The sequence below is a fragment of the Parasalinivibrio latis genome, from assembly GCF_036825535.1.
Taxonomy (GTDB): domain Bacteria; phylum Pseudomonadota; class Gammaproteobacteria; order Enterobacterales; family Vibrionaceae; genus Parasalinivibrio; species Parasalinivibrio latis.
In genome coordinates, this window is the sequence record NZ_CP098813.1 from 1,628,771 (window position 1) to 1,655,572 (window position 26,802).

A 26,802-nucleotide genomic window follows, 5' to 3' on the forward strand; every position below is an offset into this window, starting at 1 on the left:
TGAAGTCTTTCTATTTTTTGCAAGCCTTCACGCATCCTCTCGTTTTTCACTTACAGGGAAGATCTCATCCTCGGGTGGAATTGGACTCACATCCTCCCAACTTTCCTGTAAGTGTTTTTTTAAAATAACAATAACAACAGAAGGGAATGTGTATGGAGCAAAATGGACCTACCTATATCCTGACAGCAAATTGTCCCAGCCGGTCAGGTACTGTGGACGTATTAACCCGTTTTCTGTTTGAATCCGGTTGCTACGTGACAGAATTAAACTCCTTTGATGATGCGATGGAACAGCGGTTTTTTATTAGGGTTGTTTTCCGTATGGAAAACCATGGTTTGCTTGATGAACAATCATTTTGTGAAGGGTTGTCCGGGCGACTAAAGCCTTTTGAAATGCGATGGGAACTGACGCCTTCTTCGTATAAACCCAAGGTAGTGATCATGGTTTCAAAATATGATCACTGCCTGAACGATCTCTTGTACCGTTACCGGACAGGTAATCTTGAAGTGGATATACGGGCCGTGATTTCCAACCACCCAGATCTTCGTTCCTTAACCGAGTGGCACCAAATTCCTTACCACCATTTTCCAATAACCGCAGACACTAAACCGGAACAGGAAGCAAAGGTCCAGAAAGTGTTGGAGGACACAGACTGCGAACTGCTGATTCTTGCCCGCTACATGCAGGTACTGTCTGAGGATATGTGCGCGCGCTGGAGCGGGAAAGCCATAAACATACACCATTCACTGCTACCGGGTTTTAAAGGTGCCAAGCCATATCACCAGGCCTATAACAAAGGGGTTAAAATGGTTGGGGCTACGGCTCACTATGTCAGTGACGACCTGGATGAAGGGCCGATCATTACCCAGGGTATGGAAACTGTCGATCACACATATACACCGGCAGATCTGGCTAAGAAAGGGATGGATGTAGAATCCCTGACGCTGTCAAGGGCAATCCAGTTCCACATTGAAAAACGCGTGTTCCTATCAAAAGATAAAACCATCGTATTTGGACGTTCGTAATGCCATCAGGATTAATTTGCCGGTAGCGTGAGCTGTGCATGAATCGGACTGGCACAACAGCATAGTCATGCCAGTCTAATCTTGTCTGAACTTCAAATCAGAAAGGGTGTGGGCTGCATTACATCACCAATTCAAATGCGGTATTTCCGTAATCCTGTCCGTTAATTCTCAATGAAATGCCTTGGCTGCCAGGGTAATACTTTCGTGTCGTTATCGGCTTGATAGCGTGTGAACGGGAAATCTCGATTGTTTCCCCGGATTTCAGCGTGACAGTCTTCCATTTGAATACTTTTGCAGACTGTTTGCCGTTATTTTTTACAAAATGCATCACGTAATCGATAACAAGCAGCTGGCTGTTTTTCGCTTCAGAACCCAGGATCGCCGAGAAAACAACGTTATTCCCGAACTGTACGCGTGGGGTTTCAACACTTAGGCGAAAGATATCCAGCTCTGGCAGCTGGAAGCCAAAGACAGACATGGCACCTGAGTGACCATTTTTAATTAATGTCCGGCATGCATGTTTAACCAACCGCTTCCGGTTCTTGTCCGCTCCTTGTATCCATTGATCTGCGATTGCGGCTACCAGGTCGGGATGATCTTTAGATATGTCATTTAGGTTGTTAGCCACTGAGCGCCTGACATACTCGGATTCATCATCACGAAGCTTTTCCAGCAGCGGAAGTATGGGTGACGGGTCCTTAATTAAGGCCGGTAACTGCATCGCCCAGGGGAGACGTGGACGTGTCCCTTCCGAAACCAGCCTGCGCACATGATGGTTAGGATCCGTCACCCAGCTTTCCATTATCGCCAGAGCTTTTTCCAAGTCGTATAACAGGTAGTATCGGACATCAAACTCTGAAGAAAAGCGCTCTGTTGTCCCTTTAAGCATGTTAAGGGATTCCTCAAAACGAAGAGTGCCATGTTGACCGATAACCCCATTAAACGGCAGTACTTTCCAGCCCCAAAGCAAGGGGTTTCCTTCGGAGTCAAGCTGGCAGATTACATCTTTTAATGTTGCATTCCGTGTATCAATGTCGGAGGGAAAAATTTGATAAAGCTCTTCGGTTATCAACAAAAGGCGATCTTTGAGCTCAAGGGATTCAAGCTTGTTGCAAACCCTTTTACAAAAGGCATCTTTATCAAAATCCTCAATATTCCCAATAAGGCTGTTGGCGATCTCATCAACAAATTGGGGAGATATTTTGTTTTTTAATAGTTCCATTGGGTGCCCGCTATTGTTCGTAAGTATGGAGAGATGGGTAAAAATCGAGGCCTCCGTCAGTATCATCAATATCCATGACTGAGAAGAATTCGTGGCATGCAGGTGACGTCATCTCTGCTTCTATCACTTTTACTGCGTCTTCTTCACTGCGGAACTGGACGATATCAATATATTCACCGGAACCAGTGCGGATGAGTTCACGACGTAATACGCCTGCTTGTAACGAGACAAACTGAGCCTGGAATTTCTCAGATGCTGCGATGAGGTCGTTTTCCGTTTTTCCTTCGGCAAGCCGGATAGGCGCAAATACAGTGACTGGATTCATGGTTCACTCCTTGATTGGGTGGGCAACAACTTCAGGATATTTAATAAGCGGTCATTTTGTGACATATTTGATTGATGAAAAAATCATCAACAGTTAATCGCCTCCAACGCCTTGATTTGCTTGAAGCACGGTTAAAGTCCGGGGAACCCCTGACCGTCAAGGGCATTGCGGAGGAGTTGGGAATCAGTGTTCGGACGGTCAGCCGCGACATTGACATACTCCGCGAACAAGGTGTGCCGGTTGAAGCAGAGCGGGGAAGGGGCGGAGGAATTCGCCTGCATCGTGAGTGGGGAATAGGCCGAATCAGGCTAAATTATACAGAAGCGGTTGATCTTCTTATTACGCTTGCTATAGCAGAACAGATGGAATCCCCAATGTTTATGGCTAACCTCGACGGAGTGCGGAGCAAGTTGATTGCGTCATTCTCCCCGGCATTGAAAGAAAAAGTTTCCGTGCTCAAGTCCAGGATTTTGATCGCCCCGTCAGCGTCAATTGGAGTTCTGTCGGGCTTTTCGCATTCAAATGGGAAAATTGCTGCTGAGTTGCACCAGGCTTTTTTGCACCAACAAAAACTCACTATTCGCTACTGTGATGAAAAGCGCAGTAATACAACCAGAACAATACAGCCACATTACTTGTTGTTGTCACCGCCGGTTTGGTACGTGGTGGCCTGGGATGAATGGCGTAACGATGTGCGTACCTTCCGGTGTGACCGTATCAAGGCCACGGAAATCTTGGAACAGGAATTTCGTTTACTTCCTCTGAGTTACTTTGAAGGTTGCCTTGAAGGTGTCGACTTTATCTAACTAGCCCTCCTTTCGCTCTAGAATACGTTGCAACCGGGGACGGCTGATTTTCAGTATTTCACATGCCTGTCCTTTGTGGCCACCAACACTGTCGAGAACCCGGATGACGTGATGGTATTCGATATCCTGCAAGCTCTGGTCAGGATCAGGTATGGTTTTGCCTGTGGGATTTGTGAATTCACTCGCTAGCATTCCTCTGCATAGACTAAATGGTGTCGGGGGCTAATTTGGCCCCCTTTTTAATGGTTTCAAGGTGAGGTTTATCTTTTACGGTAAGATGAAGTTCTGGGGGTAAGTTTACGTGATATCTTTAATTTAATTTAATTTGACGTAAATCTATACAAATCTGTCGCTAATGCGCGAGTGTTTGTAATTTTTAGTTTTGTTAATACTTGGTTTTGTATTTAACCCAGCCCTAAACTTTTTCAATATAAACTGCAACACCTGGATAATAATAACCGTCTTTTGCGGTTAGATTTTTAGCTGCATCAGGACAATAAATTGCGTAAGCATGCGTTGGGAATTCAGTTGCCATTCTTTTAAATCGGTTAATACTTTCTTCCATATCAACATCTGGTTTTACTTTTCCAACAACGAAAGAGATTGCCAGGCGTTCGTCGTCCTCATTGCCTTGAATATCCTCAACATCCCTTTTCGCTGCGCTCATTGATTGGCTGACATAGCTTTCAAAATCTTCAGGACTGTTAATATCAATGTAGACAACTTTGGCTTCAGCACAAACTCCCAACTCTTTGTTTGCCAGGTACAAATCATTCCTGCCAATGTATGTTTTGTCCAAGTCTGTTTTGGGCACCTGATACTCTTCTATCGCTGTCCACCCGGCTTTCCAGGCTGCACCGGCAAGGATGCTTACGTTAGCTCTTTCGTTATACCAGTAAGGGAGGTCAGATTGATTCCAGGTATCTATATATTGATTGGAGCACTCAATCCAGTGCTGGAGGATAGGCTCAATGTAGGCAAGTTTCTCATGAATTACAGAGATGCTGGTATTTGGCATGGTTGTTATTCTCCGCCTTGGAAAGGCTCATTATAGAGATCAAATGCTTGGCAAAGTCAGCTATAAGAAATGGGATTTATGTATGCAAAAAAGAAGGGTGAATCCACATTGAATTTTAAAGGTAAGAAATTTCAGGTTTTCAATTTATATTGCTGTTATGTAATAACATAACGTTATTGAAAGAATGATGTCTGATTGCGACAAAATAATTCGTCAATGTGACATGGTTATTTATTGTGCTGTTTTTAAGTGATATGTGTAATGTCCGCACAGGAAGCGGTGAGTTTACTTAATGTATCCACTGCATGTTATTCAGAACCTGGAACACAACCACGTCTGGAGAGGACACACTATGTCATTAAATCAAGGAAACCGCGGTGTCGTGTACATGGGGCCGAACAACGTTGAGGTCCAGTCTATTTCTTACCCAGAATTAATGTTGGGTAAACGTGTATGTCAGCACGGCGTGATTTTGAAAGTCGTCACTACCAATATTTGTGGCAGTGACCAACACATGGTACGTGGACGCACAACCGCAGAGCCGGGCTTGGTACTGGGTCATGAAATTACCGGTCAAGTTGTAGAGTGCGGACGGGATGTTGAATTCCTGGAAGTGGGAGATATTGTCTCTGTTCCTTTCAATATCGCATGTGGCCGTTGCCGTAACTGTAAAGAAGGTAAAACAGGTATTTGCCTTAGCGTGAATCCAGCGCGTCCGGGTGCAGCATATGGCTACGTTGACATGGGGGGTTGGGTAGGGGGTCAGTCTGAGTACGTGATGGTGCCTTACGCTGATTTTAATTTGTTGAAATTCCACGACCGTGACCGTGCGCTGGAGAAGATCAAAGATCTGACGCTTCTTTCCGATATCTTCCCAACCGGTTACCACGGCGCAGTGACCGCCGGAGTTCAGCCCGGTTCAACGGTTTATGTTGCCGGTGCTGGCCCTGTTGGCCTTGCATGCGCTGCGTCCTGCCATTTGTTGGGTGCAGCCTGCGTTATCGTTGGTGACATGAACCCTGATCGTCTGGCCCAGGCGCGCAGTTTTGGGTGTGAAACCATTGACCTTCGTCAGGAAGCGACGGTTCCTGAGATGATCGAACAGATCCTTGGCGTGCCCGAGGTTGACTGTGCTGTTGACTGTGTTGGGTTTGAAGCCCACAGCCACGGCTGCAGTTGCCACAAAGAACAACCGGCGATTGTACTGAACACGATGATGGAAGTTTGCCGCGCTGGTGGTGGTATCGGGATTCCGGGTCTTTATGTCACAGGTGACCCCGGTGCAGTGGATGAAGATGCGAAAATGGGTCAGCTCGGTGTTCGTATTGGCCTTGGCTGGGCGAAGTCCCACTATTTTGTTACCGGCCAATGCCCTGTAATGAAGTATCACCACAACCTCTCCCAGGCCATTCTGTGGGATAAAATCGACATAGCAAAAGCAGTAAATGTTGAAATGATCTCACTTGATGAGGCGCCCACAGGCTATGCAGAGTTTGATGGTGGTGTAGCGAAGAAATTCGTTATTGACCCTCATGGCATGGTTGCCTGATACAAGGTCACTCCGAACTCTGCTATAAAGGCCACTTCCGAGTGGCCTTTATACTGGGAGTTAATAAATCAAAGCATCAGCAATGTTTTTATCTGAATAGAAGGTTTGGACTTGTTGGGTGAGTTGCTGCAGCAGTGATACCGTCAGAACCGGGTGGGGCGCGGTAGGAAGCACTGCAACAATATCGATAGCCGGGAGTGACGGATAGTCACCATCAGCCAGTATTGAGAGGTCTCCGGGTACACTGCATTTCGCCATTGCAGAAACAGCGACACCGTGCCGTACCAACCCACGAAGAGACGAAGCACTGCTGGTAAACGCGACGAGTGAAAAGTCGATACCGGCCTTACCTAACCCGTCAACTGCTGACGCGTGAAATTTACAGTCATTATTAAAAAGGGCGACGGGGAGAGGACGCCGGTCAAAAATGGCTTTGTCGGCAGAGGGGTAAACCCAGCATCCCTTGTCCCGTAAAAGCAACCAGCCTTCGTCCGAATCTGGAGCGCGGGTAATCAGTGCAATATCCAGTTCTCCCCGATCTAGGAGAGATCGGAGCCTCACGGTCGATGCGCATAAGATTTCTATCGTAACATTCCCAATAGTTTTCCGTAGTGTGCTGATGAACACGGGTAACACAGTTTCTGCATAGTCATCCGGGCAACCCAGTTTAATCACCGGTGCCTGACCTTGTTTTCTCAGTGAAAGCAGGGCTTCGTCGTGTTGTTCCACTAATGTTCTTGCCTTGGATATCAACCTTTGCCCGGTTGGTGTTGGCGCCAGTGGACGTAGATCCCTGTCAAAAAGCGGGGCACCTATTTCCTCTTCAAGCCGGTTTATCTGTTTGCTGATCGCTGACTGGGTACGGAAAACCTGATTTGCAGCTCGTGTAAAGCTTCCGGTTTCAACGATAGCCAAAAAGGTTCGGAGCGATTCGATATCCATTTGTGGGAAATCCTATTCCTAAAGCTCATGCTGATTATAAAAATAATTCGTTCGAAGCGGTAAAGGCAATACTGCATTCTTGGGGAACAGGGTTTAACTGGTGAGGGAAGACAAATGGAATTAATCATTGGCAATAAAAATTACTCCAGTTGGTCTATGCGCGCCTGGGTGATGCTGTATGAAAACGGTATCGCTTTTGACGAAAATGAGCAGCAACTGTTCTCCGAAGCATTTTATAGTGAAATATCCCAATACTCCGGTGCAGGTAAAGTACCTGTGTTGGTGGATGAAGACATTGCAGTATGGGATTCGCTGTCTATTTGCGAGTACATCAGTGAAAGGCATCTTGATGGTAAAGGCTGGCCAACCGACGTAGGCCAACGAGCGATCGCAAGGTCAATATCATCCGAAATGCACAGTGGTTTCAATGCATTGCGCAATGAGTGTCCAATGAACTGTCGCGCCAAAAGAAAGGTTGTGCTTTCAGACGATGCAAAAACAGATATTGCCAGGATTGATGAAATATGGTCAAAACAAATGCGTACCTATCAGGCCGAGGATGATTGGTTATTTGGAGAGTTCTCAATAGCAGACGCGATGTACATACCCGTGGTAATGAGGTTTATAACTTATGGCATAGCGTTAAGTCCGCGTTCAAAGAAATACATGGAAAGGGTAATGCGTTCTGAATCTGTTGTTGCCTGGCTTGATTCAGCATTAAAGGATGAATCGGTTATCCCAGAAGATGAAGCCGGAGAGGCAGTTTAAAAAAAAGCCGCCCGAGGGGGCGGCAGTGCAAAACACCGGAAGGTGTCAAAAGTGTTCCCAGTGATCCTCTGGTGACGATCCATTGCGTCTATACGTTTTTAGTTTTGGGTTGTCCTTGGTGTCGCCAGGGCTGTTTGTTTCGTCAGTATGTTTAACGATAGGTTCTTCTTGCGTGCTTTCTGTGTGAATTAACTTTGTGTTTGTTTTACCTTGGACTGACGTTACCTGATTGGGTTCGGTTACATCTGTAGAAAATGCAGCCACCAACGAAACAACATCATGAACCTGTTGGGCAACGTTAGAACTGGATACTGCGGTCTCTTGAACAAGGGCTGCATTTTGTTGAGTGACGTCATCCAAAACGATAATTGACTGGTTTACTTGCTCGATACCCTCTGCTTGATCCTTTGTATTGGACGTCACTCGCTCAATGATTTTGTTGACCTCAGTGACACCCAGTCTGATTTCCTCAAGTGCATCGCCAGTGCGTCCAACATGTAGTGTACCTACCTTCACTTTGTCCAGGCTGTCTTCGATGAGCACTTTTATATCTTTTGATGCACTGGCGCTGCGTTGTGCAAGATTTCTGACTTCTCCGGCGACGACAGCAAACCCGCGGCCTTGCTCTCCTGCTCGAGCCGCTTCAACGGCAGCATTGAGTGCGAGGAGGTTGGTTTGGAAGGCAATTTCATTTATGACCCCCAATATGTTGCTGATTTTTGTACTGGACTGTGTAATGGCATCCATAGCCTCTATCGCGGAATTGACCACTTCACTGCCTTCTTCAGACTGCTTTTGCGCATTTCTGGCAATGTTTTCGGCATTTTCGGCGGCTTTAGCATTTTCCTTGGTAGCGGTGGCCATTTGTTTGAGGCTGGCGGATATTTGAACAACGCTGGCGGCTTGGTTGTCGGTGCGGCGACTGAGTTCATCATTACCAGCTGCAATTTCTGACGCTCCGAGATTTACCACATGCGCAGCATTTCTGACTTGCTCAATTGTCTGGCGGAATTTGTGGAGTGCTGACTCTGTCTGAGTTTGAAGATACTCAAACTGACTGAGGGCATTGTCATTACCTTTTAGTTTACTTTCTGTCTCATGGTGGAGGCTAAGCACTGATCTGTAGAGTTGCGTAATTGGACCTGCAACATAGTGCTTGACGATAAAATAGGCAATCAGGGAAGTGACCAGTACGACGCCTGCCATTGCTAAGCTGACAATCACCGCATCAAAAACAGCTTCCCGTTTGTTTTTGGCATCAATGAGGGTACGGTTTTCCATTGCTTCGAAGAACAAATCAACCGGAGCCATTATCCTCGCTTTTTCCTGATGATATTCAGGGCTGTGTAATAGAGTTCGCGCAAAGTCGAGGTCTGGCTTACCGCGCAGGTTGTATTCACCGGTTTCAGGATTCATAAAAATGCCTTTAACCGCATTCATTGCCTGCACTTCCAGATTAACCAGCCCGTCTGAATTGGCTTGTGCTTCAGCCAGATGGTCAAATTCTGTTTCTGTGAAGCCTAGTTCTTCCATACGTGTTTGCAGGGGAATGGTGACACCGTCGGGTTTAGGTTTGTCACCAAACTCAGAAACCAAGTCCCAGTAAATCAGGTGATATTTTTCCGGCCGTGGAATGACGCCGTTTCTGATATCCAGTACGGCTTGATACATCTGTTCAAAGAGTGGATTGCCGGTAACAACATATGTACGGGCAAGGCGGGTAAGGTCATCTGAGCTTTGGCGAAGTTCATCAGCTGTTTGGTAGGACAGGTATCTGCGCTCAGCTGAAGCGGAATAATCTTCGACAATGGATTCAATTCTGACGACCAGTGCCCCTGTAAAAAAGGTCAGCGTAACTATCAGCGTAAACATCCCAACCAGAATAACACGCAGGCTCATTCCCATCTCTCCATGGTGTGAAACACGGCACACATGTAACAAGTATAGGAAAGAATTAGAAATACCTGATGTTTCCTTGGCAGAGAGGCCAGGTAAGGGTGGATTCACTGCAATAAACAGTTATGGCGTAGTTGGCAACACTGTTGTCGTTTTTAAAGCTATTTGACGCAAATTGGCAAGATACACTCAGTTGAACATTCGGGGACTCTATTTATCAACTGTCTGCAGTAACCCGCTGTGACTGGGTTCAAAAGATAAATACCCCCGGTAATTAAAGGCCCAGCCTTAGCTAAACCGGAGATGCTTGCATGTCAGACGCACGCCAATTGCACAAAGATTCTATTGTTATCGACGGCCTTATTATCGCCAAATGGGGGCGCGAGTTATTCGAAGATATGGCCAAAGGCGGACTAACCGCGGCGAATTGTACTGTGTCGGTGTGGGAAGGCTTTCAGGCTACGGTCGACAACATCGTCGAATTCAACAAGCACCTTACCGAGCATGCGGACTTGATTAGACCAGTCCAGACAACGAAAGATATCTTCAGGGCCAAAGAAGAAGGGAAGACCGGAATTATCCTCGGGTTTCAAAATGTCCATGCTTTTGAAGACCAGATTGGTTATGTGGAAGTTTTCAAAAAGCTCGGGGTGGGTATTGCCCAGATGGCATACAACACGCAAAACCTGGTGGGCACCGGCTGTTATGAGCGCGATGGCGGGCTCTCTGGGTTTGGTCGGGAGATCGTTGCTGAAATGAACCGGGTAGGGATGATGTGTGATTTGTCCCACGTTGGTCCGAAAACATCTGAAGAAGTCATCCTTGAGTCTAAAAAGCCAGTTTGTTACTCCCATTGTTTACCGCTTGGCTTGAAAGATCACCCACGTAACAAGTCTGATGAAGAACTGAAATTTATCGCTGACCATGGCGGTTTTATCGGCGTCACCATGTTTGCCCCCTTCCTGAAAAATGGCATTAACTCGACCATTGAAGACTATGTCGAGGCAATTGAATACATCATCAATATCGTTGGTGAAGATTGCGTAGGTATCGGTACCGACTTTACCCAAGGGCACGACCAGGCGTTTTTCGATTGGCTGACCCATGACAAAGGGTATGCCCGTGAGTTAACCCAGTTCGGCAAAATTGTTAACCCAGAGGGCATTCGTACCGTTGGTGAATTCCCAAATCTTACTGAGGCTTTATTGCGTCGTGGTTGGCGCGAAGAAAAAGTTCAAAAAGTAATGGGTGGTAACTGGGTAAATATCTTGAAAGAAGTTTGGGGCGAATAAGCAACGCCCGTTTTGACAGTCAGAATCAACAGAACATGGAGTGAGTTAGATGTCGTCACATGCACCGGAAATGCCTATTCAGGTTGACGATCAAACAGGCGTCTGGACTACCGATGCCCTGCCAATGCTTTACGTACCCCGCCATTTCTTCGTCAACAACCATATGGCGATCGAAGAAGAACTCGGTGCAGCCCGCTATGCGGAAATCCTTTATAAAGCCGGTTATAAATCTGCGTGGTACTGGTGTGAAAAGGAAGCCGAAGAACATGCTATCAGTGGCGAAGCAGTCTTTGAACACTATATGAAACGCCTGTCCCAGCGAGGCTGGGGACTGTTCAATATTGAATCGTTGGATATTGAAGCCGGGACTGCACGGGTGAGACTCGACCATTCAGCATTCGTTTACCAGTACGGAAAAGTAAACCGAAAGGTGGACTACATGTTTACCGGATGGTTTGCCGGTGCAATGGATCAAATAGCCGAAAGCCTGGGCTATCCAGTACGTACTGTTGCCATTCAGAGCCAGAGTGAAGCCGAGGACGGTTGCGACTATGGCATTTTTGAGGTTGCACCTCTTTAAAGGTTAATACCTGAACAAAACGGTCTACGCCCACAGTAGGTGAAGTACCGCCAAAAAGACAGAACAGCAGGTGGCTATCCACCTTTGTGAGCATCAGTCAAAAATCAGAGAAATCGGGCCCGGTATGGATTTACGGGCCCGTTGCGAGGGAAGCAGTCATGTCACAGTTCGATGCACTTTTCCAGCCATTGAATATCAACAAACTCACTATTCGTAACCGGGTAGTCAGTACCGCACATGCCGAGGTTTATGCTACGGACGACGGGATGACAACCGAGCGCTATGTGAAATACTACGAAGAAAAGTCCAAGGGCGGTTGCGGCCTTTGTATTTGTGGTGGCTCCAGTGTGGTTTCCATCGACAGTCCCCAGGGCTGGTGGAAGTCTGTGAACCTTTCCACTGACAGAATTATCCCTCATTTCCAGAACCTTGCTGATGCAGTGCATAAGCATGGTGGTCACATCATGATCCAGATCACCCACATGGGACGCCGCTCCCGTTGGGATGGTGGTAACTGGACAACACTGCTCAGCCCGAGTGGTATTCGTGAGCCGGTTCACCGTGCGACCTGTAAAACTATTGAAATCGAAGACATTGAACGCATTATCGGCGACTACGCACAGGCTGCGCGTCGTGCAAAAGAGGGTGGGCTTGACGGTGTTGAAATTTCAGCGGTTCACCAGCACCTTATTGATCAGTTTTGGAGCCCACGGGTAAACAAACGAACGGACGAATGGGGCGGTACTTTTGAAAACCGAATGCGTTTCGGGATGCGCGTACTAGAAGCGATTCGTGCGGAAGTCGGCCCGGATTTTGTTGTCGGGATGCGTATTTGCGGTGATGAATTCCACCCGGATGGCCTGACACACGATGACATGAAGCAGATCGCTGCTTACTACGATAAAACCGGCATGGTCGATTTCTTTGGTGTAGTAGGTTCCGGTTGTGACACACACAATACACTGGCTAACGTGATTCCGAATATGAGTTACCCGCCAGAACCTTTCCTGCATCTTGCTGCGGGTATTAAGGAAGTGGTCAACGTACCCGTTATCCATGCGCAGAATATCAAAGACCCGAACCAAGCCCAGCGTATCCTTGAAGCCGGGTATGTGGATTTTGTTGGTATGACCCGTGCACATATCGCCGATCCGCACCTGATCACTAAGATCAAACTCAATCAGGTGGATCAGATACGCCAGTGCGTCGGTGCCAATTACTGCATCGACCGCCAGTACCAGGGTTTGGATGTGCTTTGTATTCAGAATGCTGCCACCAGCCGAGAATCCACCATGCCGCATATCATAGAAAAAACATCCGGCCCTATCAGGAATGTGGTGGTTGTCGGCGGAGGCCCGGGTGGAATGGAAGCGGCGCGTGTCAGCGCAGAGCGTGGACACAATGTCACGCTGCTGGAAAAAGGGCCAGAGCTTGGCGGGCAGATAACCCTCGCAGCCAAAGCCCCGCAACGAGACCAAATCGCCGGTATTACCCGCTGGTTTGCGCTCGAACTGGCTCGCTTGGGTGTTGATATCCAATTTAACACTGAAGCAAGCGCAGACTCCATTCTGGCACTTAACCCGGATGTCGTCATTCTGGCTGTCGGTGGTACACCTTTTATCACCCAAAACCCGAAATGGGGTGGCGAAGACGGCATGATTGTGAGCAGTTGGGATATTCTCAACGGGGATGTAGAACCGGGTAAAAACGTGTTGGTGTATGACACTATCTGCGAATTTTCCGGTATGTCCGTGGCGGACTTCCTGGCATCAAAAGGTTCCCTGGTTGAACTGGTTACCGACGACATCAAGCCTGGGGCAGCAGTCGGTGGCACGACTTTCCCGACCTATTACCGTAGCCTTTACCAGCAGGAAGTGATTATGACATCAGACATGATGCTGGAGGAGGTTTACCGGGAAGGGGAAAAGTTTATTGCCGTGCTGGAAAATGAGTATACCGGTCAAAAAGAGGAACGCGTTGTCGACCAGGTTGTGGTTGAAAATGGCATTACGCCGTCTGAAGCACTGTATTACGCGCTCAAAGAGGGTTCGGTGAACAAAGGGCAGATCGATATTGAAGCGCAATACGACGCCAAGCCACAGCCAAGCCTTGATCTGCACGACGAGGCCAACCGGGAGGGGTACTTGCTGTTCCGTATCGGTGATTGCGTTTCCCAGCGTAATACCCACGCAGCAATTTACGATGCGTTACGTCTTTGTAAGGACTTCTAAGCTGGAATTTGTGGCTTTACAGGGATTAAGGCGGGCTGCCTCGCGCAGCCCTGGCAGGAGGTAATGCATGCTTTCCCAAATTCTTACCGTACTGATTTCCGCCGCTATCGTGTTGGCGGTTATTGGTGCCGTCCGCCGAATCCGGCTGTGGCGTCAGGGCCGCCCAGAAAAGGTGAATATACTTGGTGGCTTGGCAAAAATGCCTGGCCGCTACCTTCATGACCTGCACGATGTTGTCGGTCGGGATAAGTACATATCCAACACGCACGTTGCAACGGCAGGTGGCTATGTCGCTACACTGATACTGCTGGTTTTGGCATATGTTATTGGTCTCTATAACCCACTTGTAAACCTGTTGTTGTTAGTAACGTCTGCAGTTATGTTCACCGGGGCAATTTTCGTTGCAAAACGCCGTAACAATCCGCCGTCCAACCTCTCAAAAGGGCCGTGGATGCGTTTGCCTAAAAGCCTGATGGTCTTCTCCGGCTCCACTTTCCTGATAAGCGTTGCCAATACGGGGATACTGCCTGAAAACGCCATTGGGTGGATCATCGCAGCGGTGCTGGCTTTAGGTGTAGCACTGGGGTTGGCTGAGCTTCTGTTTGGCATGACTTGGGGAGGGCCAATGAAGCACGCTTTTGCTGGCGCGCTCCATCTTGCGTGGCACCGCCGTAAGGAGCGTTTTGGTGGTGGTCGCTCAACCGGTCTTAAAGCCATCGACCTGGAAGAAACAACCCTCGGCGTTGCGCGCCCTTCCGATTTTAAGTGGAACCAGCTATTGGGTTTTGATGCGTGCGTCCAGTGTGGACGGTGTGAAAAAGTTTGTCCGGCGTTTGCATCCGGTCAGCCGCTCAACCCTAAAAAGCTTATTCAGGATATGGTGGTAGGTTTTGCGGGTGGTACAACAGAAGGTTACGCAGGCAGTCCTTATCCGGGTAAAGAGGACAAAGTGGGTTGCGGCGGCGCAAACCGGCCACTCTTTGAGGGCTTACTGGATCCCGAAACAGTATGGTCGTGCACAACTTGCCGGGCTTGCGTCGAAGAGTGCCCGATGATGATTGAGCATGTGGATGCCATCGTGGATATGCGTCGTCATCTGACACTGGAGCAGGGCCAAACGCCGGGTAAAGGCGCGGTGACACTGGAAAACCTGATCGCAACGGATAACCCTAACGGCTATGCACCGCAACAGCGCGCGAACTGGGCGGTAGACCAAAAACTCCCGTTAATGTCTGAAGTGAAAAAAGCGGATGTGTTGTTCTGGGTGGGAGACGGTGCGTTTGATATGCGCAACCAGCGTACGTTACGCGCACTGGTCAAATTAATGCGTGCAGCCAATGTCGATTTTGCCTTTCTAGGCAATGAAGAGCTTGATTGCGGCGATCTCGCACGCCGGCTGGGTGACGAAGCAACGTTTCAGCGTTTGGCCAAAACGAATATCACTATTTTACAACGGTACCAGTTTGCGCACATTGTGACCGCAGATCCTCACGCATTTCACGTGCTCAAAAACGAGTATCCCGAATTAGGTGGTCACTTTGATGTGTTGCACCACACCCAGTATTTATCGAAGTTAATCGAGAGTGGTGACCTGGTTGTGGAACAGGCCGGAAAGCTGAATGTTACCTATCATGATCCTTGTTACCTCGGGCGGTACAACGGCGGGTATGACGCTCCCAGGGCGTTACTCAATGCTGTTGGGGCCAATTACCACGAAATGGAGCGCTCCGGATTCCGTTCCCGATGCTGTGGCGGTGGCGGTGGTGCGCCAACAACCGATATTCCGGGTAAAACCCGTATTCCAGACCTGCGCATGAATGACATTCGGGAGACTGGTGCTGAAGTTGTCGCTGTCGGGTGCCCGCAATGTGCATTGATGCTCGAAGGTGTTGTCGAACCCCGGCCTGAGGTCATGGATGTCGCCGAAATTCTGGCTGGCAGAATTATCGACGGAGGCGTTCGTCAGGAAAACCAACAAAGTGTACAGGAGGGCGTATGAGAGACGAAGCTGTACGCCGGGATCCTCGGCAGGAGCACATTATCCGGAACAGGCTTCACCCGGAACATGCAGCACTTATGGCACAACTGAGCGGTCCCGAGTTGGGACCAACCGGTTTGGTTCGTCGTAACCCACGTAATGTCGGTTTCATCGGTCCCAATGGTATCCGTCGAATTGACCGCAGCGCTGGGGAAACAGGTGGGGCATTCGGTGTGGGTAAGTCTTCAGTGACAACGTCACGTGAGCCTGAACTTCCGTTGCATCAGGTTATAGACCCGGAGTTCTTCATCGCAGTTGTACCGGATATGGTCGGGGGCCGTCTCTCCGACCATGACAAGGATATGCTGGGACTGGCGCATCAACTGGCTAGTAACCAGGGTAAAAAAGGCGCTGTACTGGCAATTGTCTTTGGTGAGCACAAAGAAACCGGCTTCGATAAAGCCGGTGTCGACAGGTTGCTTGAAATCCCAGATTCTGATTTTGCCGGGTTCTCGCCTGAAAAACGATTTTCTGCGCTGAAACAGGTTACAGATATTTATACGCCTGACACCTGGTTGTTTGCAGACAGCATTCTTGGCAGTGGTGATACAGGGCGACGTTTTGCAGCTTCATCAGGCCTTCGCATTGCGGGTGGTGTTATTGCTGTTGGGGAAGACCAGTCATTACAGTGCCAAGCGAGTGCCGGCACGCAAGAGGTAACACGTACCTCTGAGAAAGTACTGTTGGTATTACCGGAATGTGCTGATCAGGTCAGCGAAACACGACATGAAGCACTGCCATTGTCCCTCGAACATCCAACGCTTTCCGTTAACCGCATTCAAGACTGCGGGCAGATAGCTGTCGACCCGAAATCTATCCCGTTGGCAGAGGCGGAATTTATCCTCTCAGGTGGGAATGGGGTTAAGGATTGGGACCTTTTTCACCAGACAGCCGAAAACCTCAGGGCAACAGAAGGGGCGAGCCGGGTTGCCGTGGACGATGGGTTTATGCCACGGGCAACACAGGTAGGAGCAACCGGCACCTGGGTGTCTGCAAGGGTGTATATCGCCGTGGGTATTTCAGGAGCAATTCAACACCTGCAAGGGATCGGGCAGTGCGAAAAGGTCATTGCCATTAATACGGATATTTCCTGCGACATGATAAAGCGTGCGTCGTTGAGCGTTATTGCAGACAGCAGTGCAGTGATGGAAGCCATTAACCGGGAACTGGGCAAAGAAGGACAGGAGGTACTGGATCATGCCGTCTGAATTGGGAATTACAGTTCTGGTGTCAGTCGGACGCCATCCGGTGACAGGGCGTTACCGTCGCGCAGATCAGGATGCCAGAGCGGTGGAAATGGCGCTTGGCTTATCTTTGAACAACAATATTTCCAGCCTCGAAGTGCTGCATGCAGGTGATGCCAGCGAGGCCTCTCTGAGAGAATATCTGGGGATGGGTATCGGGCGACTTGAAGTGATAAGCCAATCACCTTATGCAGACGTTGTACCAGCTATCGCAAAACATCTCGAACGTAATTTGCCGAGGATCGTGTTAACTGGTGTAACAGCAGAGCAGGGGGAATCTTCCGGAATGCTCCCGTATTTGCTGGCTGAGTCCCTTGGATGGCCGATGGTCAATAATATTGCCGAAATTGAAGAAATTAAAAATGGTGAGGCCAGTATTCTGCAAGCATTGCCGCGAGGGCAGCGCAGACGGATTAAAGTCAAACTCCCCTTCGTTGCCAGCGTCGATAAAGCAGCAGAAGCACCCCGGCAGATTGCTTATATCCGTTCACGGGACGGCGAAATTGTCGAAGCAAGCGCTCCGACTGAGCCAGACAGTAAACTTGCATCCTGGGAAATGGTACCTGCGAAGAAGCGCCCTAAACGCTTGAAAGTCGTGAAAGCGAAAACGGCAGCAGACCGGTTTAAAGCCGCAACAGCAAAGTCGGAGGCAAAAGGTGGGCAGGTCATGCAAGATCCTAGTCCGGAAGAGGCAGCAAAAGCCATCATTTCACTTCTCAGGGAAGAAGGGGTGCTGCGACGCTGACGTCATACCGGGTTGGAAGACAACCCGGTATTAATTTGAGAGGCAATTAATAAAGGAGCTGTTAGTTGCGTCGTCCCAAATTAACACGATATCGAAGGGAGGTAATCGGGTGGCTGGCAGTTAGAGAGACGGACCCCAAATTGAGTGTAATGAAGATCACACGGGTGGCACTTGTCTTTCCTGCTTTAAAAGAACTTTCCTTGATTTAAAAGAAGAGGTTGGCATTTTTACTCCGAGAGTATTGTGACGCCAAAGTGGTCAGAAATTGTACTCCCAGCCAACGTTATGACAAAGAAGGCAGCTATTTTAATACCGGTCGCACAGTCTGCTCGATGTTTCTTATTTCAGGCCAGCAAAGGCCCTTTGGTTAAACAGCTCGCTTGTGGAAGCTACCAGTTTTAGCTTTTTGACCTGGGGATGAGCGGGATTTACCAATACCACATTCTCAAGTGCACTGGGCACAGCGGCTGAAGGTACCAATAGTCCGACGTTTTGGCCCGACTGCAACCATTCAGTTCCTATCACCCGTGCTTGCAATCCATGTGGATACGCATCCCAGTCGTCGGGTAAAGAGTCGTGATCCAGTGAGTCTATTAGTGTATCCGGTAAATCATATGTCCCCAGTCGGTATGTTTTGGGTACCAACCGGGGAGAGGGTAGATAGTTGGCCATCTCCAGCATGCAAACAGCCGGTGATGGGGAAAAATACATCACCGGGATCCCTGGGTGGTTCCACCTTGCACCATCCTGGAAACTGGCCCCCAGTCCGGAGTAGTTTTCCAAGTACTGTTCAGGGCAAATACGAAAGAGTTTCAAATAAACTCTCCCCAGCAAAGCTTGTTCAGGTATTCCTTCACAAGCTCGCGCCCTTCAAAGGTATCCAGCAAGTCTACCGGCTTTTGGTCACCAAGCGCTGGAATACGTGTATTCAGCAGTTCAGCTACCAATGCCTGATCTCCTTCGTACAAATCCGTTACGGCCATCAAAACACCAAGTAAGTGCAAGAAGTCCTCAGATTTACGTTTGTCCAGGTGAGCTTTGTACAAACGAGAGAGGTTGGTAGAGGCGGTACCCAGTACCGTACAAAACAGTGCTCGCTGCTCAGGATAGCCTTTCACCGTCTTCTCAAGCACTGAACCGGAAATTCCTTGCCGAATGATCTGAATTTTCTTAGCCCGGTTACTGAAAATATCCACTTCCAGGCCAACCTTTCCGATAAATGTCGCACTGGGCTGATTTAGCGATTGCGCTACTGCCTGATATGTCGCTGTCATAAGCACCTCCTTAACTCTCTACAAACTATACATCAAAAATACGAGAGATGCGCGTAAATATGACGCAAGGATGTCCGGAGTTAACACGAGAATGGTTTCATGACTGGTAGTGAGCAGCGTGTATTTATACAGAGTTCGACCACAAGGAACGGTATGGCAGACAGCGCTAATGTGTATGCGCAGATAGAGGATAAATTACAGGATTTTACTACGCAGCTTCTTCGGTATGAGTGGCATTGCGAGCTTTGCACTCTGAAAGGCTTTACCAATTCCATTTTCATGTTGATGGATATCTTCCTAGCGTCACCCAGCTACCGTTCCGTCAAAAAACGGGTTAAGAAAGTAGATGTGCGATAACACCTGCCCAGCCGAGGGGCTGTAACCCACGTTGTGATTGTAGTGACCGGACAGAAAATCTTTGGTGAAGGCGAATGGACACTGCGTAAATTACCCGCTTTTTCGGATACTCTGAGTACCCATTGGGTGTCTAACTCCAATCACGGAACCAGATCCGAAAACAAAGCCTTCAGATCTTTAGCCAGGGGCCGGCAGGTACCTCTTTCTGTAATTAAGCCGGTTACAAACTCTGCCGGTGTCACATCAAAGGCATAGTTTTCGCAAGGTGTGCCTTCCGGTAAGATGTCGACCCAGCCAGGTTTACCCTGTGGCCCTATTCCAAAAACTCGTGATACTTCGTCCGGTGAGCGTTTTTCAATCGGAATGTCATGTAACCCATCCCAGATTTCAAAATCTATGGTTGATGAAGGGAGTGCAACATAAAAAGGGATATGGTGCGTTTTTGCTGCAAGTGCTTTCAGGTAGGTTCCCACTTTGTTGCAAACGTCACCTCGGGCGGTTGTCCTGTCTGAACCGACAATACACATATCCACTAAACCATGCTGCATCAGGTGCCCTCCGGCATTGTCGGCAATCAGGGTGTGTTCTATACCGTGTGCGCCCAATTCAAACGCTGTCAAACTTCCCTGGTTGCGAGGCCGGGTTTCATCAACCCAAACATGCACTTTAATACCTTCATCGTGCGCCATATAAATGGGTGCCAGAGCGGTACCCCAGTCCACAGTTGCCAACCAACCTGCATTGCAGTGGGTAAGGATGTTAACGGTGTCCCCAATGCCTTTTTTCTCGTATAGGCTCTGAATAATCGCCTTGCCATGCCTGCCAATTTCTTTGCAAAACGTCACGTCTTCGTCAGCGATTATCCCTGCGGTTTGGTAAGCAATATCCTTTCGCCGCTCAGGAGGAAGGCTTGTCAGCTCTGTGCGCAGGCGGTCCAACGCCCATTTCAGGTTTATGGCGGTTGGGCGTGTTGAAACAAGCGTTTTGTACGCCAGGTAAAGGTTATCGTCACCCGGGTCTTCGTTCATCGCAATCGCAAGGCCATAAGCTGCGACTGCGCCTATGAGCGGAGCCCCGCGAACCTGCATATGGCGAATGGCATACTCGACCTCAGAGACATTGCTTAACGTGATAATTTCTACCAGGAATGGTAATTTTGTCTGGTCAAAAATCGAAATTGAAACGCCGTCTTCGTTAAGCCACAAAGAACGGTAGTGGATGCCGTCAATTTTCATTTATATCCCCTTAAACAAGAGTGTTGCTTTTTGGTTTACATCCCTGAAGTTTCGGTAGCTGTTGGGGTTAATCATGATCTCTCTTGCAAGGGCCAATGCAGGAGCCTCGCACTGGGCACGAACCTGAGGATCTTCTATAGATTTAAAGTCGGCGACACCGGCGAACCCGATAATCCTCCGGTTTATCTCCATTCCAGCGTTGACCAAGGTGTCGACAAAAAGTGATTCAAAAAATAGGTTCTGCGCGTTGCGGAGAAGTGATCTGTCGGCAGAGTGATATATTTCTACCGGGTACGCCTCGCCTTGTTGTTTGTTGTCCCATAGGTCGCAAAAACGAGTGACAAATACCGTCCAGGTTTCCTCTATTTTATCCAGTATCCACTGTTGGTAGGCGGCGCGCTTATCCATGTCTGTTTCCAGACCAAATTGGGAAAAGAACGCCATGTAGAGATTGCCGACATAGTTGCCTGTATCAAAAGCTATCGGTCCCATAAATCCGAATTCCGGATCGATAACCTTGGTCTCATCTGCCGTAACCATGATGGAGCCGGAGTGCAGGTCACCGTGAAGCAAAGCCTGGTGCTCAGTCATAAACTTCAGCTTGTACTGCATGGCCACCTGGATCAGTTCACTGTCCTGCCAAACCGAATGAACAGCTTCATCCAGCTCCGGTGAGGTCCAGTCGTTGCGCTCAGCATTAAAGTAGGGTTCGGTAAAAATCAGGTCTTCGGTAATTTTGCACAGTTCCTGGTTTTTGGCATACCGGGAAACAAGATCCTTTTTGGCAGAGGCTTCCATACCAATATCAGAAGTATGGAACAGGGTTTCAGCAAGAAAGACACCTATGTGTTCGGCCAGTTTTGGGTACTCGATACCAGCCATTAACCCTTTCCTGAGTATGATGTGAGGGTGGAGGTATTCCATAATAAAGAGCGACATGGCCTCATCGTAAAAGAATACCTCTGGTACTAATTCAGGCCGGGTATGCTTTCGCTCTTCTACAAGGATGTTGTATTCAAAATAAGAACGGCTGAGAGACAGGGCCCAGCTTTCGCCTGCCGCACGGACGTAGGGCAACGCCTGCTTCACGACCAGTGTTTTTTCCGGTGCCTGCACGATAAACACGAGATTTAAGTTGCCGTCCCCAACTTCACTGATTTCCCACTCATCAGGGCGACCTTGCAGTGAAAGGCTCTTTGGCAGCGTGTTGGCAAGATATTGTGCCAGCGAAGCGACAGTAAGCGGGTAGTAGCCGTCAGGTGTTGAAATGTTCATGACCCAGTCTCTCTTTCCGTTAAGTGGGATGACTAAGGCATCGGCATCCAGTCCGGCACCAGCGTTGTTGACTCTGAGAAAGCAGGTATCTTCTGGATGAGATCATCCATATTTTTGATATCCTGATCGTTCAGCATTTTCTGTGTGACCAATATTGGTGACACTGTCACTTGGTGAGGGACGGATTCACCTTTAAGCAAGTAAGCCAGTGCTCGGACGCTGACTTCCCCCATAATTGACGGATTGGTCGCGGCTGTTGCCACCCAGGCGCTGCCCGGCTCCCGCATGGCATGGATGTCAGCGTTGGATATATCGGCACTGTATATTTTCACGCTGGATGACAAGCCGGCTTCATCAACGGCGATCTTGATGCCTTTGGCAAATTCGTCATAAGGGGAAAATGCTACGGTAATATCAGGGTTAGCACGAAAGACCGCAGCCGCCTGGTCCGCTACCATATTGGGAATTGGGTTGTTTAGTGTGCCAAAACGGGATATTTCCTTGATGTTCGGGTAGCGCTCCTTGAACTCGGAGAAGACTTCATCCCGGCGATCCAGTGGTGGGATACCCGGCACGTAGACATACGCTGCTTTCCAGCTGTCTCCGTTGTCCTTCACCGCCTGCTCCAATGCCATACGGGCGATCATATGGTCATCCTGATTTATCTGGGGAATGTCAGGGTTTTCTGCATTCACGTCAAAGGCCACCATCTTGATACCGTTCTGAACGGCCAGATCTGCCAGGTCTTTTAGGGAATCGGTAAAGCCGTGTTGCAGTACAATGCCGTCATAACCTTTTAAAATAGCCTGCTCCAACTGGCTACGTTGCAAGGCTGCATCCTGCCGGGCATCATAAACATCAAGCTCCAGTCCCAATGCTTCTGCCTGCCGTTTTACGCCTTTCAGGTAAAGCTCAGGGAAATCCCCCTGGGACAGATAGCGAACATGAGCAATTTTCATATCTTTTCCGGCAAACGGTGAGGTAACTTCTGCCATAGTTTCCATGCCGGTCAACGTCACTGTAAGTGCTGCGCCCATAAGCAGGGCCTTGTATCCTTTCATGTTCCATTCCTCTTTATGAACGTTTGTTTGTCAGTCCAAAGGTGAACATCAACGCAGCAACCAATACTGCGCCTTTAATGAAATCCTGGGTGTAGTAGGGGGTGTTCATCATGGTAAGGCCATTTAGCAGGACTCCGACGAACAGCGCCCCGATGGCCGACCCCTGGGCGTTAGGGCGGGCAGCACCAAATACCGCAAAGCCTATCAATGCCCCGGCAACGCCATCCATTAACAGCGAATTACCGGAACTGACGTCTCCGCGGCCTATTCGGGCAGCCAGAAGTATCCCGCCAACAGAGGCATAAACTGCAGACATGACATAAGCAACATACCGGTAGAGCTTTACCCTGGCACCGGCCAGAAGCGCAGCCCTTTCATTGGAGCCTATGGAGTACATCACCCGGCCATGTCGGGTTTTTTCAAGAAACAGGTAGGTAATGGCAGCAAGAATCAACATGATGACAACGGGTACCGGGATAATGTCAAAAAGCCGGGCGCGCCCAAGGTAGAGAAATGATTCGGTAAACCGGCCTGAAGCTATCTCGCCATCGCCCAGGCTCATTCCAGTAGAAATGGATCGCCCTTCGGTCGGGATCAACTGAAGACCCAACAGCAGGAACATCATTCCCAGAGTGGCAAGCAGGTCCGGTACCCGCATATGTACCGTCAGGAACCCGTTGATCAACCCGACAATAACGCCAATGCCAATAGCTGCGGTGAGGGCAAAGACGGTTCCCCCATCCCAGACAACCATCACGTAACTCGATGTCATCATCGATATAGCAGCTGTTGACCCGATAGAGAGGTCAAAGCCGTTTACTGCCAGCGTTGCAGTCACCCCCAATGCAAGGATGGCCACTATGGACACTGACTGCAGGATAATCATCATATTGATCGTGCTGAGAAACGCGGGCTCAGACAGTGAGAAGATGACCAGCATCAGAGCGAGCAATATAAGGAGGCCGTATTTAATGGCAAATGCCCTAAGATCAGTCATCAGGTATTCTCCAAGACATGTTGGGGGTGTTCAGCCTGACCGGGAGCTGCCGCAATTTGGCTGATTAACAGGTTGGTATCCAGCGTGTTTACAGTATGTGCACCAGCCAGGTTATTGTGATTAAACACAATGATGCGATCGGCAATTTCAAAAGCCTCTTCAATATCGCTGCAAACAACAACAACCGCGCATTGAGCGGAGAGTTCACGCAACAATGCACCTATCTGCCTGCGTGATGAGATATCGATGCCCTGGAAAGGTTCGTTAAGGAGGTAAACCCGTGCAGACTCAAGTAACCAGCGGGAAACCATCACTTTTTGTTGGTTACCTCCGGAGAGCGTAGTGATGTTTTGTGCGCTGTCTGAATATTTAACCTGTGTTTTAGCCAGTACTTTGTTTATGGCCGAGTTTTCTTTATTCCGGGCCATAAATCCCCAGTTCGAAAACCGGGACAGGAAAGGCAGGCTGGTATTGTCGGCTATCGAAAATGCCGGAATAAGGGCATTGTTTCCACGGTCCTCCTGAACCATAAAAACGCCGTCTTTGACAGCTTGATATGGGGAATCCGGCGCCCACTCTCTGCCTTCAAAATAGACACGGCCACTTTCGAAATTTCGCATGCCAAACAGAGCTTCTACAACGTGGGAACACCCGGAAGAAAGCAAACCGGTGAGTACAGTGACCTGTCCAGAATAAAGCGATAGATTGAATGGTCTGGCGTCTTTTTTCAGGCGCACTTGTTCAAAGCGAAGCGTTTCTTTTGAACCTGGCTGGTAGGGATGCGATATATCGCCGATGGCGTGACCGAGCATTGAATCTACTGCGGCATTAAAATCAAATGGAGGAGAAAACTGACCGACTATCCTTCCTTCCCTCAGGGTTGAGATTTCATCTGCCAATGCACGGATATCTGACATTCTGTGTGAAATATACAAAACAGCGACACCTTGCCCACATAACGCCTTAACAGCATTGAACAGGCTTATTGATTCGTTTTCGGACAGGCTTGAGGTGGGTTCATCGAGAATAAGTAACTTAGGCTGTTCTGAGAGTGCCCTTGCTATGGAGACGAGTTGCTTGTCTGCCTGGCTCAGTTCGGAAACCTGTTTATCAAGCGGGAGGTCAAGGCCGATAGATTCCGCTATGGCACGGGCTTCCTTATTTAGCCGGTTTCGGTTAAGTAATGTTGGCAACCTCCCATCACACAATTTATCCAGCAACAGATTTTCTGCGACAGTGAGGTCCTGTACGACACCTTCATTAATAATTTGGTGGACGGTAACGATGCCTGATTTTCGTGCTCTGTACGGTGACGAGACATCACACTGAACACCATCAATTTCTATCAACCCTTCGTCAGCTGCATAAACGCCGCTGAGAATTTTGACCAAGGTGGATTTTCCGGCGCCGTTCGCTCCGAGAAGGGCGGTTACTTTCCCGCCGTGAAGTGTCAGGTCAATACCATGCAAAACGGTGTTATGTGCAAACCGCTTTTTAACGGATGAGATCTTGATGGTGTTAGGGGTAAAAGTCATTTTTCACCTACAACATATGTCTAGATGACTTTAACAATTGTTAAAATGTAGGAGGGAATTGAAAGGTTGGCAGGGAAGATATTCTTTTGTTTGGTGATTGTTTTACTGTTGGACAGAAATCTTATTAATCAGACAAGGGCGTTTATTTATCTATTCAAGTCATACAATCTAATTAATATTATAATTAACAACGTGATAAATGTAGTGCCTTTTGAGATGACAATGTATGCAAGTCGCAATGTGCAAAGATAAATAATCTAAATATTGAGAATGCATCAACCAAGAGATGAACTGTAAATTGATTAACAAATGTTAGTCTAAAATTACAAAAGTCTATTCAGACAAACTCTGGAAGCAGATATCTATGGCAAAGCGTACAGTCAAATCGAATCATGCTTTTGACAGTGACCCTGTTCTTAAGGCCGCATGGCTCTATTACCAGGATGGAATGAGCCAAACTGATGTCGCGAAGGCAATGGGACTGTCCCGTGTAACCGTCGTTAAATATCTTCAGGTTGCAAGGGAAAGAGGGCTGGTCAGGATATCGCTGGATTTCGACAGCTATTCAAATATTGATCTGGCATTGCGAATCAAAAAGAAATTCTGTTTAAGCAATGTCGTTATTCTTCCGGACAGTAATCAGGCTTCATCCCGGAACCGGTTTGCCGGGGCAGGAGGGGCGTACCTTAATGAGGTAATTGAAGACGGGGATGTACTGGGTGTCGCCTGGGGAAGAACAATTCACCTGATGAGCCAGGTAATGGTGCCTAAGTCCTGCCGTGATGTGACAGTTTTGCAGATGATGGGTTCTATGCCCGCACAACCGGATTTTACTACCATTGAGTCATCTTCCCAGATTGCCAATAAGTTATCAGGCCGCTGTGTCAATCTTCATGTACCGGCTGTGGTGTCCAGTGCGAGGCTGGCAGAAGAGCTGCAGGCAGAGCCCATTATCCGTGACAACTTTTCGTATTTAACGAAATGCAACAAGGCGTTTTTCGTTGTCGGTAATGCCGAGGACGAAAACCCCCTGATTCGGGCGGGTGTCCTTTCCGCAAAAGATATGGAAGGGTTCAGGTCGTTAGGCGCTGTAGGGGTGATTTGTGGCCGGTTCTACGATAAACACGGGCATCCGGTTTACGCTGATATCGATAGAAGGATTCTGGGGATTACCCTGGCCCAACTCAGGCAAATAGAACGTCGAATATTTTTAGCTGCTGGAAAAACCAATTTCGAAGCGACACTGGGAGCGATTAGAGGAGGTTACGTTTCAGACTTGATCGCTGATGAAGAGACAGGGCGTTTCCTCTTGGATTCCCAGGATTAACAGGTATAAGAAAGCCGGGCTGAAATTTGCCCGGCTGATTCATTGCAGAAGAAAGCGTTT

Annotated in this window: 25 protein-coding genes and 1 pseudogene; 12 read left to right on the forward strand and 14 right to left on the reverse strand. The window is 48.6% G+C overall.

Annotation, left to right across the window (positions count from 1 at the left end; all coding sequences use genetic code 11):
• Positions 1-152: 152 nt before the first annotated feature.
• The gene (purU, locus tag NF212_RS24340; protein WP_434361539.1) at positions 153-1,025 is read left to right on the forward strand and encodes a formyltetrahydrofolate deformylase; all 873 of its coding nucleotides are present in this window, start codon (positions 153-155) and stop codon (positions 1,023-1,025) included.
• 118 nt (positions 1,026-1,143) lie between these two features.
• Here purU and NF212_RS24345 read toward each other — a convergent pair whose 3' ends face one another.
• Both NF212_RS24345 and NF212_RS24350 read right to left on the reverse strand, forming a co-directional pair.
• Entirely contained in the window at positions 1,144-2,247 is a 1,104-nt protein-coding gene (locus NF212_RS24345) for a DNA alkylation repair protein (protein ID WP_434361540.1), read from the reverse strand.
• A gap of 10 nt (positions 2,248-2,257) precedes the next feature.
• Positions 2,258-2,572, reverse strand: coding sequence for a hypothetical protein (locus NF212_RS24350; protein ID WP_434361541.1), 315 nt, complete (start codon positions 2,570-2,572; stop codon positions 2,258-2,260).
• A 74-nt stretch (positions 2,573-2,646) separates the two neighbouring features.
• Here NF212_RS24350 and NF212_RS24355 point away from each other — a divergent pair, with 74 nt between their 5' ends.
• Positions 2,647-3,378 carry a helix-turn-helix transcriptional regulator gene (locus NF212_RS24355; RefSeq protein ID WP_434361542.1) on the forward strand — a complete coding sequence of 244 codons (732 nt, stop codon included), beginning with the start codon at positions 2,647-2,649 and terminating at the stop codon, positions 3,376-3,378.
• Here the strand turns inward: NF212_RS24355 and NF212_RS24360 are convergent, their stop codons facing one another.
• Together NF212_RS24360 and NF212_RS24365 are read right to left on the reverse strand one after the other, a co-directional pair.
• The gene (locus tag NF212_RS24360) at positions 3,379-3,570 is read right to left on the reverse strand and encodes a helix-turn-helix domain-containing protein (protein WP_434361543.1); all 192 of its coding nucleotides are present in this window, start codon (positions 3,568-3,570) and stop codon (positions 3,379-3,381) included.
• A 223-nt stretch (positions 3,571-3,793) separates the two neighbouring features.
• Entirely contained in the window at positions 3,794-4,396 is a 603-nt protein-coding gene (locus NF212_RS24365) for a hypothetical protein (protein ID WP_434361544.1), read from the reverse strand.
• Positions 4,397-4,748: 352 nt separating this feature from the next.
• On the opposite strand from NF212_RS24365, the gene fdhA reads away from it, so the two are divergent.
• Positions 4,749-5,945, forward strand: coding sequence for a formaldehyde dehydrogenase, glutathione-independent (gene fdhA / locus NF212_RS24370; RefSeq protein ID WP_434361545.1), 1,197 nt, complete (start codon positions 4,749-4,751; stop codon positions 5,943-5,945).
• Positions 5,946-6,005: 60 nt separating this feature from the next.
• Here the strand turns inward: fdhA and NF212_RS24375 are convergent, their stop codons facing one another.
• Positions 6,006-6,887, reverse strand: a complete 882-nt coding sequence (locus NF212_RS24375; protein WP_434361546.1) for a LysR family transcriptional regulator — start codon at positions 6,885-6,887, stop codon at positions 6,006-6,008.
• Positions 6,888-7,001: 114 nt separating this feature from the next.
• Between NF212_RS24375 and NF212_RS24380 the strand changes: the two genes are divergently transcribed.
• Positions 7,002-7,655 carry a glutathione S-transferase family protein gene (locus NF212_RS24380; protein WP_434361547.1) on the forward strand — a complete coding sequence of 218 codons (654 nt, stop codon included), beginning with the start codon at positions 7,002-7,004 and terminating at the stop codon, positions 7,653-7,655.
• Positions 7,656-7,700: 45 nt separating this feature from the next.
• Here NF212_RS24380 and NF212_RS24385 read toward each other — a convergent pair whose 3' ends face one another.
• Together NF212_RS24385 and NF212_RS24390 are read right to left on the reverse strand one after the other, a co-directional pair.
• Positions 7,701-8,936, reverse strand: a complete 1,236-nt coding sequence (locus NF212_RS24385; RefSeq protein ID WP_434362987.1) for a methyl-accepting chemotaxis protein — start codon at positions 8,934-8,936, stop codon at positions 7,701-7,703.
• Positions 8,921-9,431: pseudogene (locus NF212_RS24390) on the reverse strand (methyl-accepting chemotaxis protein); the annotation flags it as partial. The pseudogene NF212_RS24390 and the gene NF212_RS24385, both read right to left, overlap by 16 nt.
• Before the next feature lie 431 nt (positions 9,432-9,862).
• Here NF212_RS24390 and NF212_RS24395 point away from each other — a divergent pair.
• The 6 genes from NF212_RS24395 (at position 9,863) to NF212_RS24420 (ending at position 17,681) form a co-directional block, all read left to right on the forward strand.
• Positions 9,863-10,843 (forward strand): dipeptidase, encoded by a 981-nt coding sequence (locus NF212_RS24395; RefSeq protein ID WP_434361548.1) that lies wholly within the window; start codon positions 9,863-9,865, stop codon positions 10,841-10,843.
• Between the two features lie 49 nt (positions 10,844-10,892).
• Complete coding sequence (locus NF212_RS24400; RefSeq protein ID WP_434361550.1) at positions 10,893-11,423, forward strand: DUF5943 domain-containing protein; 531 nt, start codon at positions 10,893-10,895, stop codon at positions 11,421-11,423.
• Positions 11,424-11,581: 158 nt separating this feature from the next.
• A complete protein-coding gene (locus NF212_RS24405; protein WP_434361552.1) occupies positions 11,582-13,654 on the forward strand; it encodes an FAD-dependent oxidoreductase in 2,073 nt (690 codons plus the stop codon).
• Between the two features lie 67 nt (positions 13,655-13,721).
• Positions 13,722-15,653, forward strand: coding sequence for a (Fe-S)-binding protein (locus NF212_RS24410; protein WP_434361554.1), 1,932 nt, complete (start codon positions 13,722-13,724; stop codon positions 15,651-15,653).
• A complete protein-coding gene (locus NF212_RS24415) occupies positions 15,650-16,900 on the forward strand; it encodes an electron transfer flavoprotein subunit alpha/FixB family protein (RefSeq protein ID WP_434361556.1) in 1,251 nt (416 codons plus the stop codon). The genes NF212_RS24410 and NF212_RS24415 overlap by 4 nt, the downstream gene beginning before the upstream one ends.
• On the forward strand, positions 16,890-17,681 hold the full coding sequence (locus NF212_RS24420; RefSeq protein WP_434361557.1) for an electron transfer flavoprotein subunit beta: 792 nt from the start codon (positions 16,890-16,892) through the stop codon (positions 17,679-17,681). The genes NF212_RS24415 and NF212_RS24420 overlap by 11 nt, the downstream gene beginning before the upstream one ends.
• Before the next feature lie 339 nt (positions 17,682-18,020).
• On the opposite strand, the gene NF212_RS24425 is transcribed toward NF212_RS24420, so the two are convergent.
• Together NF212_RS24425 and NF212_RS24430 are read right to left on the reverse strand one after the other, a co-directional pair.
• Positions 18,021-18,497, reverse strand: a complete 477-nt coding sequence (locus NF212_RS24425; protein WP_434361559.1) for an RES family NAD+ phosphorylase — start codon at positions 18,495-18,497, stop codon at positions 18,021-18,023.
• Positions 18,494-18,955 (reverse strand): antitoxin Xre/MbcA/ParS toxin-binding domain-containing protein, encoded by a 462-nt coding sequence (locus NF212_RS24430; protein WP_434361561.1) that lies wholly within the window; start codon positions 18,953-18,955, stop codon positions 18,494-18,496. The genes NF212_RS24425 and NF212_RS24430 overlap by 4 nt, the downstream gene beginning before the upstream one ends.
• A 153-nt stretch (positions 18,956-19,108) precedes the next feature.
• Here NF212_RS24430 and NF212_RS24435 point away from each other — a divergent pair, with 153 nt between their 5' ends.
• The gene (locus NF212_RS24435; protein WP_434361563.1) at positions 19,109-19,312 is read left to right on the forward strand and encodes a hypothetical protein; all 204 of its coding nucleotides are present in this window, start codon (positions 19,109-19,111) and stop codon (positions 19,310-19,312) included.
• 140 nt (positions 19,313-19,452) lie between these two features.
• Here the strand turns inward: NF212_RS24435 and mtnA are convergent, their stop codons facing one another.
• From mtnA to NF212_RS24460, 5 genes are read right to left on the reverse strand one after another with little or no spacing between them, the layout of a single operon-like run.
• Positions 19,453-20,547, reverse strand: coding sequence for an S-methyl-5-thioribose-1-phosphate isomerase (gene mtnA, locus NF212_RS24440; protein WP_434361565.1), 1,095 nt, complete (start codon positions 20,545-20,547; stop codon positions 19,453-19,455).
• Positions 20,548-21,822, reverse strand: a complete 1,275-nt coding sequence (gene mtnK / locus NF212_RS24445; RefSeq protein ID WP_434361567.1) for an S-methyl-5-thioribose kinase — start codon at positions 21,820-21,822, stop codon at positions 20,548-20,550.
• A 32-nt stretch (positions 21,823-21,854) separates the two neighbouring features.
• A complete protein-coding gene (locus tag NF212_RS24450) occupies positions 21,855-22,883 on the reverse strand; it encodes a substrate-binding domain-containing protein (RefSeq protein WP_434361569.1) in 1,029 nt (342 codons plus the stop codon).
• Between the two features lie 13 nt (positions 22,884-22,896).
• Positions 22,897-23,880 carry an ABC transporter permease gene (locus tag NF212_RS24455; protein ID WP_434361570.1) on the reverse strand — a complete coding sequence of 328 codons (984 nt, stop codon included), beginning with the start codon at positions 23,878-23,880 and terminating at the stop codon, positions 22,897-22,899.
• A complete protein-coding gene (locus NF212_RS24460; protein WP_434361571.1) occupies positions 23,880-25,415 on the reverse strand; it encodes a sugar ABC transporter ATP-binding protein in 1,536 nt (511 codons plus the stop codon). Before NF212_RS24460 ends, NF212_RS24455 begins: the two co-directional genes overlap by 1 nt.
• Positions 25,416-25,779: 364 nt before the next feature.
• Here NF212_RS24460 and NF212_RS24465 point away from each other — a divergent pair, with 364 nt between their 5' ends.
• On the forward strand, positions 25,780-26,742 hold the full coding sequence (locus NF212_RS24465; RefSeq protein ID WP_434361573.1) for a sugar-binding transcriptional regulator: 963 nt from the start codon (positions 25,780-25,782) through the stop codon (positions 26,740-26,742).
• The last annotated feature ends 60 nt before the right edge of the window (positions 26,743-26,802 follow it).

What these genes read in the sequence shown, in the direction of transcription:
- NF212_RS24350 (WP_434361541.1), bottom strand. Translation starts at nt 2,572, where the DNA reads ATGAATCCAGTCACTGTATTTGCGCCTATCCGGCTTGCCGAAGGAAAA.
- NF212_RS24385 (WP_434362987.1), bottom strand. Translation starts at nt 8,936, where the DNA reads ATGGAAAACCGTACCCTCATTGATGCCAAAAACAAACGGGAAGCTGTT.
- NF212_RS24375 (WP_434361546.1), bottom strand. Translation starts at nt 6,887, where the DNA reads ATGGATATCGAATCGCTCCGAACCTTTTTGGCTATCGTTGAAACCGGA.
- NF212_RS24355 (WP_434361542.1), top strand. Translation starts at nt 2,647, where the DNA reads ATGAAAAAATCATCAACAGTTAATCGCCTCCAACGCCTTGATTTGCTT.
- mtnA (WP_434361565.1), bottom strand. Translation starts at nt 20,547, where the DNA reads ATGAAAATTGACGGCATCCACTACCGTTCTTTGTGGCTTAACGAAGAC.
- NF212_RS24420 (WP_434361557.1), top strand. Translation starts at nt 16,890, where the DNA reads ATGCCGTCTGAATTGGGAATTACAGTTCTGGTGTCAGTCGGACGCCAT.
- NF212_RS24400 (WP_434361550.1), top strand. Translation starts at nt 10,893, where the DNA reads ATGTCGTCACATGCACCGGAAATGCCTATTCAGGTTGACGATCAAACA.
- NF212_RS24360 (WP_434361543.1), bottom strand. Translation starts at nt 3,570, where the DNA reads ATGCTAGCGAGTGAATTCACAAATCCCACAGGCAAAACCATACCTGAT.
- purU (WP_434361539.1), top strand. Translation starts at nt 153, where the DNA reads ATGGAGCAAAATGGACCTACCTATATCCTGACAGCAAATTGTCCCAGC.
- NF212_RS24405 (WP_434361552.1), top strand. Translation starts at nt 11,582, where the DNA reads ATGTCACAGTTCGATGCACTTTTCCAGCCATTGAATATCAACAAACTC.
- NF212_RS24410 (WP_434361554.1), top strand. Translation starts at nt 13,722, where the DNA reads ATGCTTTCCCAAATTCTTACCGTACTGATTTCCGCCGCTATCGTGTTG.
- NF212_RS24455 (WP_434361570.1), bottom strand. Translation starts at nt 23,880, where the DNA reads ATGACTGATCTTAGGGCATTTGCCATTAAATACGGCCTCCTTATATTG.
- NF212_RS24395 (WP_434361548.1), top strand. Translation starts at nt 9,863, where the DNA reads ATGTCAGACGCACGCCAATTGCACAAAGATTCTATTGTTATCGACGGC.
- NF212_RS24430 (WP_434361561.1), bottom strand. Translation starts at nt 18,955, where the DNA reads ATGACAGCGACATATCAGGCAGTAGCGCAATCGCTAAATCAGCCCAGT.
- fdhA (WP_434361545.1), top strand. Translation starts at nt 4,749, where the DNA reads ATGTCATTAAATCAAGGAAACCGCGGTGTCGTGTACATGGGGCCGAAC.
- mtnK (WP_434361567.1), bottom strand. Translation starts at nt 21,822, where the DNA reads ATGAACATTTCAACACCTGACGGCTACTACCCGCTTACTGTCGCTTCG.
- NF212_RS24345 (WP_434361540.1), bottom strand. Translation starts at nt 2,247, where the DNA reads ATGGAACTATTAAAAAACAAAATATCTCCCCAATTTGTTGATGAGATC.
- NF212_RS24435 (WP_434361563.1), top strand. Translation starts at nt 19,109, where the DNA reads ATGGCAGACAGCGCTAATGTGTATGCGCAGATAGAGGATAAATTACAG.
- NF212_RS24450 (WP_434361569.1), bottom strand. Translation starts at nt 22,883, where the DNA reads ATGAAAGGATACAAGGCCCTGCTTATGGGCGCAGCACTTACAGTGACG.
- NF212_RS24380 (WP_434361547.1), top strand. Translation starts at nt 7,002, where the DNA reads ATGGAATTAATCATTGGCAATAAAAATTACTCCAGTTGGTCTATGCGC.
- NF212_RS24415 (WP_434361556.1), top strand. Translation starts at nt 15,650, where the DNA reads ATGAGAGACGAAGCTGTACGCCGGGATCCTCGGCAGGAGCACATTATC.
- NF212_RS24460 (WP_434361571.1), bottom strand. Translation starts at nt 25,415, where the DNA reads ATGACTTTTACCCCTAACACCATCAAGATCTCATCCGTTAAAAAGCGG.
- NF212_RS24365 (WP_434361544.1), bottom strand. Translation starts at nt 4,396, where the DNA reads ATGCCAAATACCAGCATCTCTGTAATTCATGAGAAACTTGCCTACATT.
- NF212_RS24465 (WP_434361573.1), top strand. Translation starts at nt 25,780, where the DNA reads ATGGCAAAGCGTACAGTCAAATCGAATCATGCTTTTGACAGTGACCCT.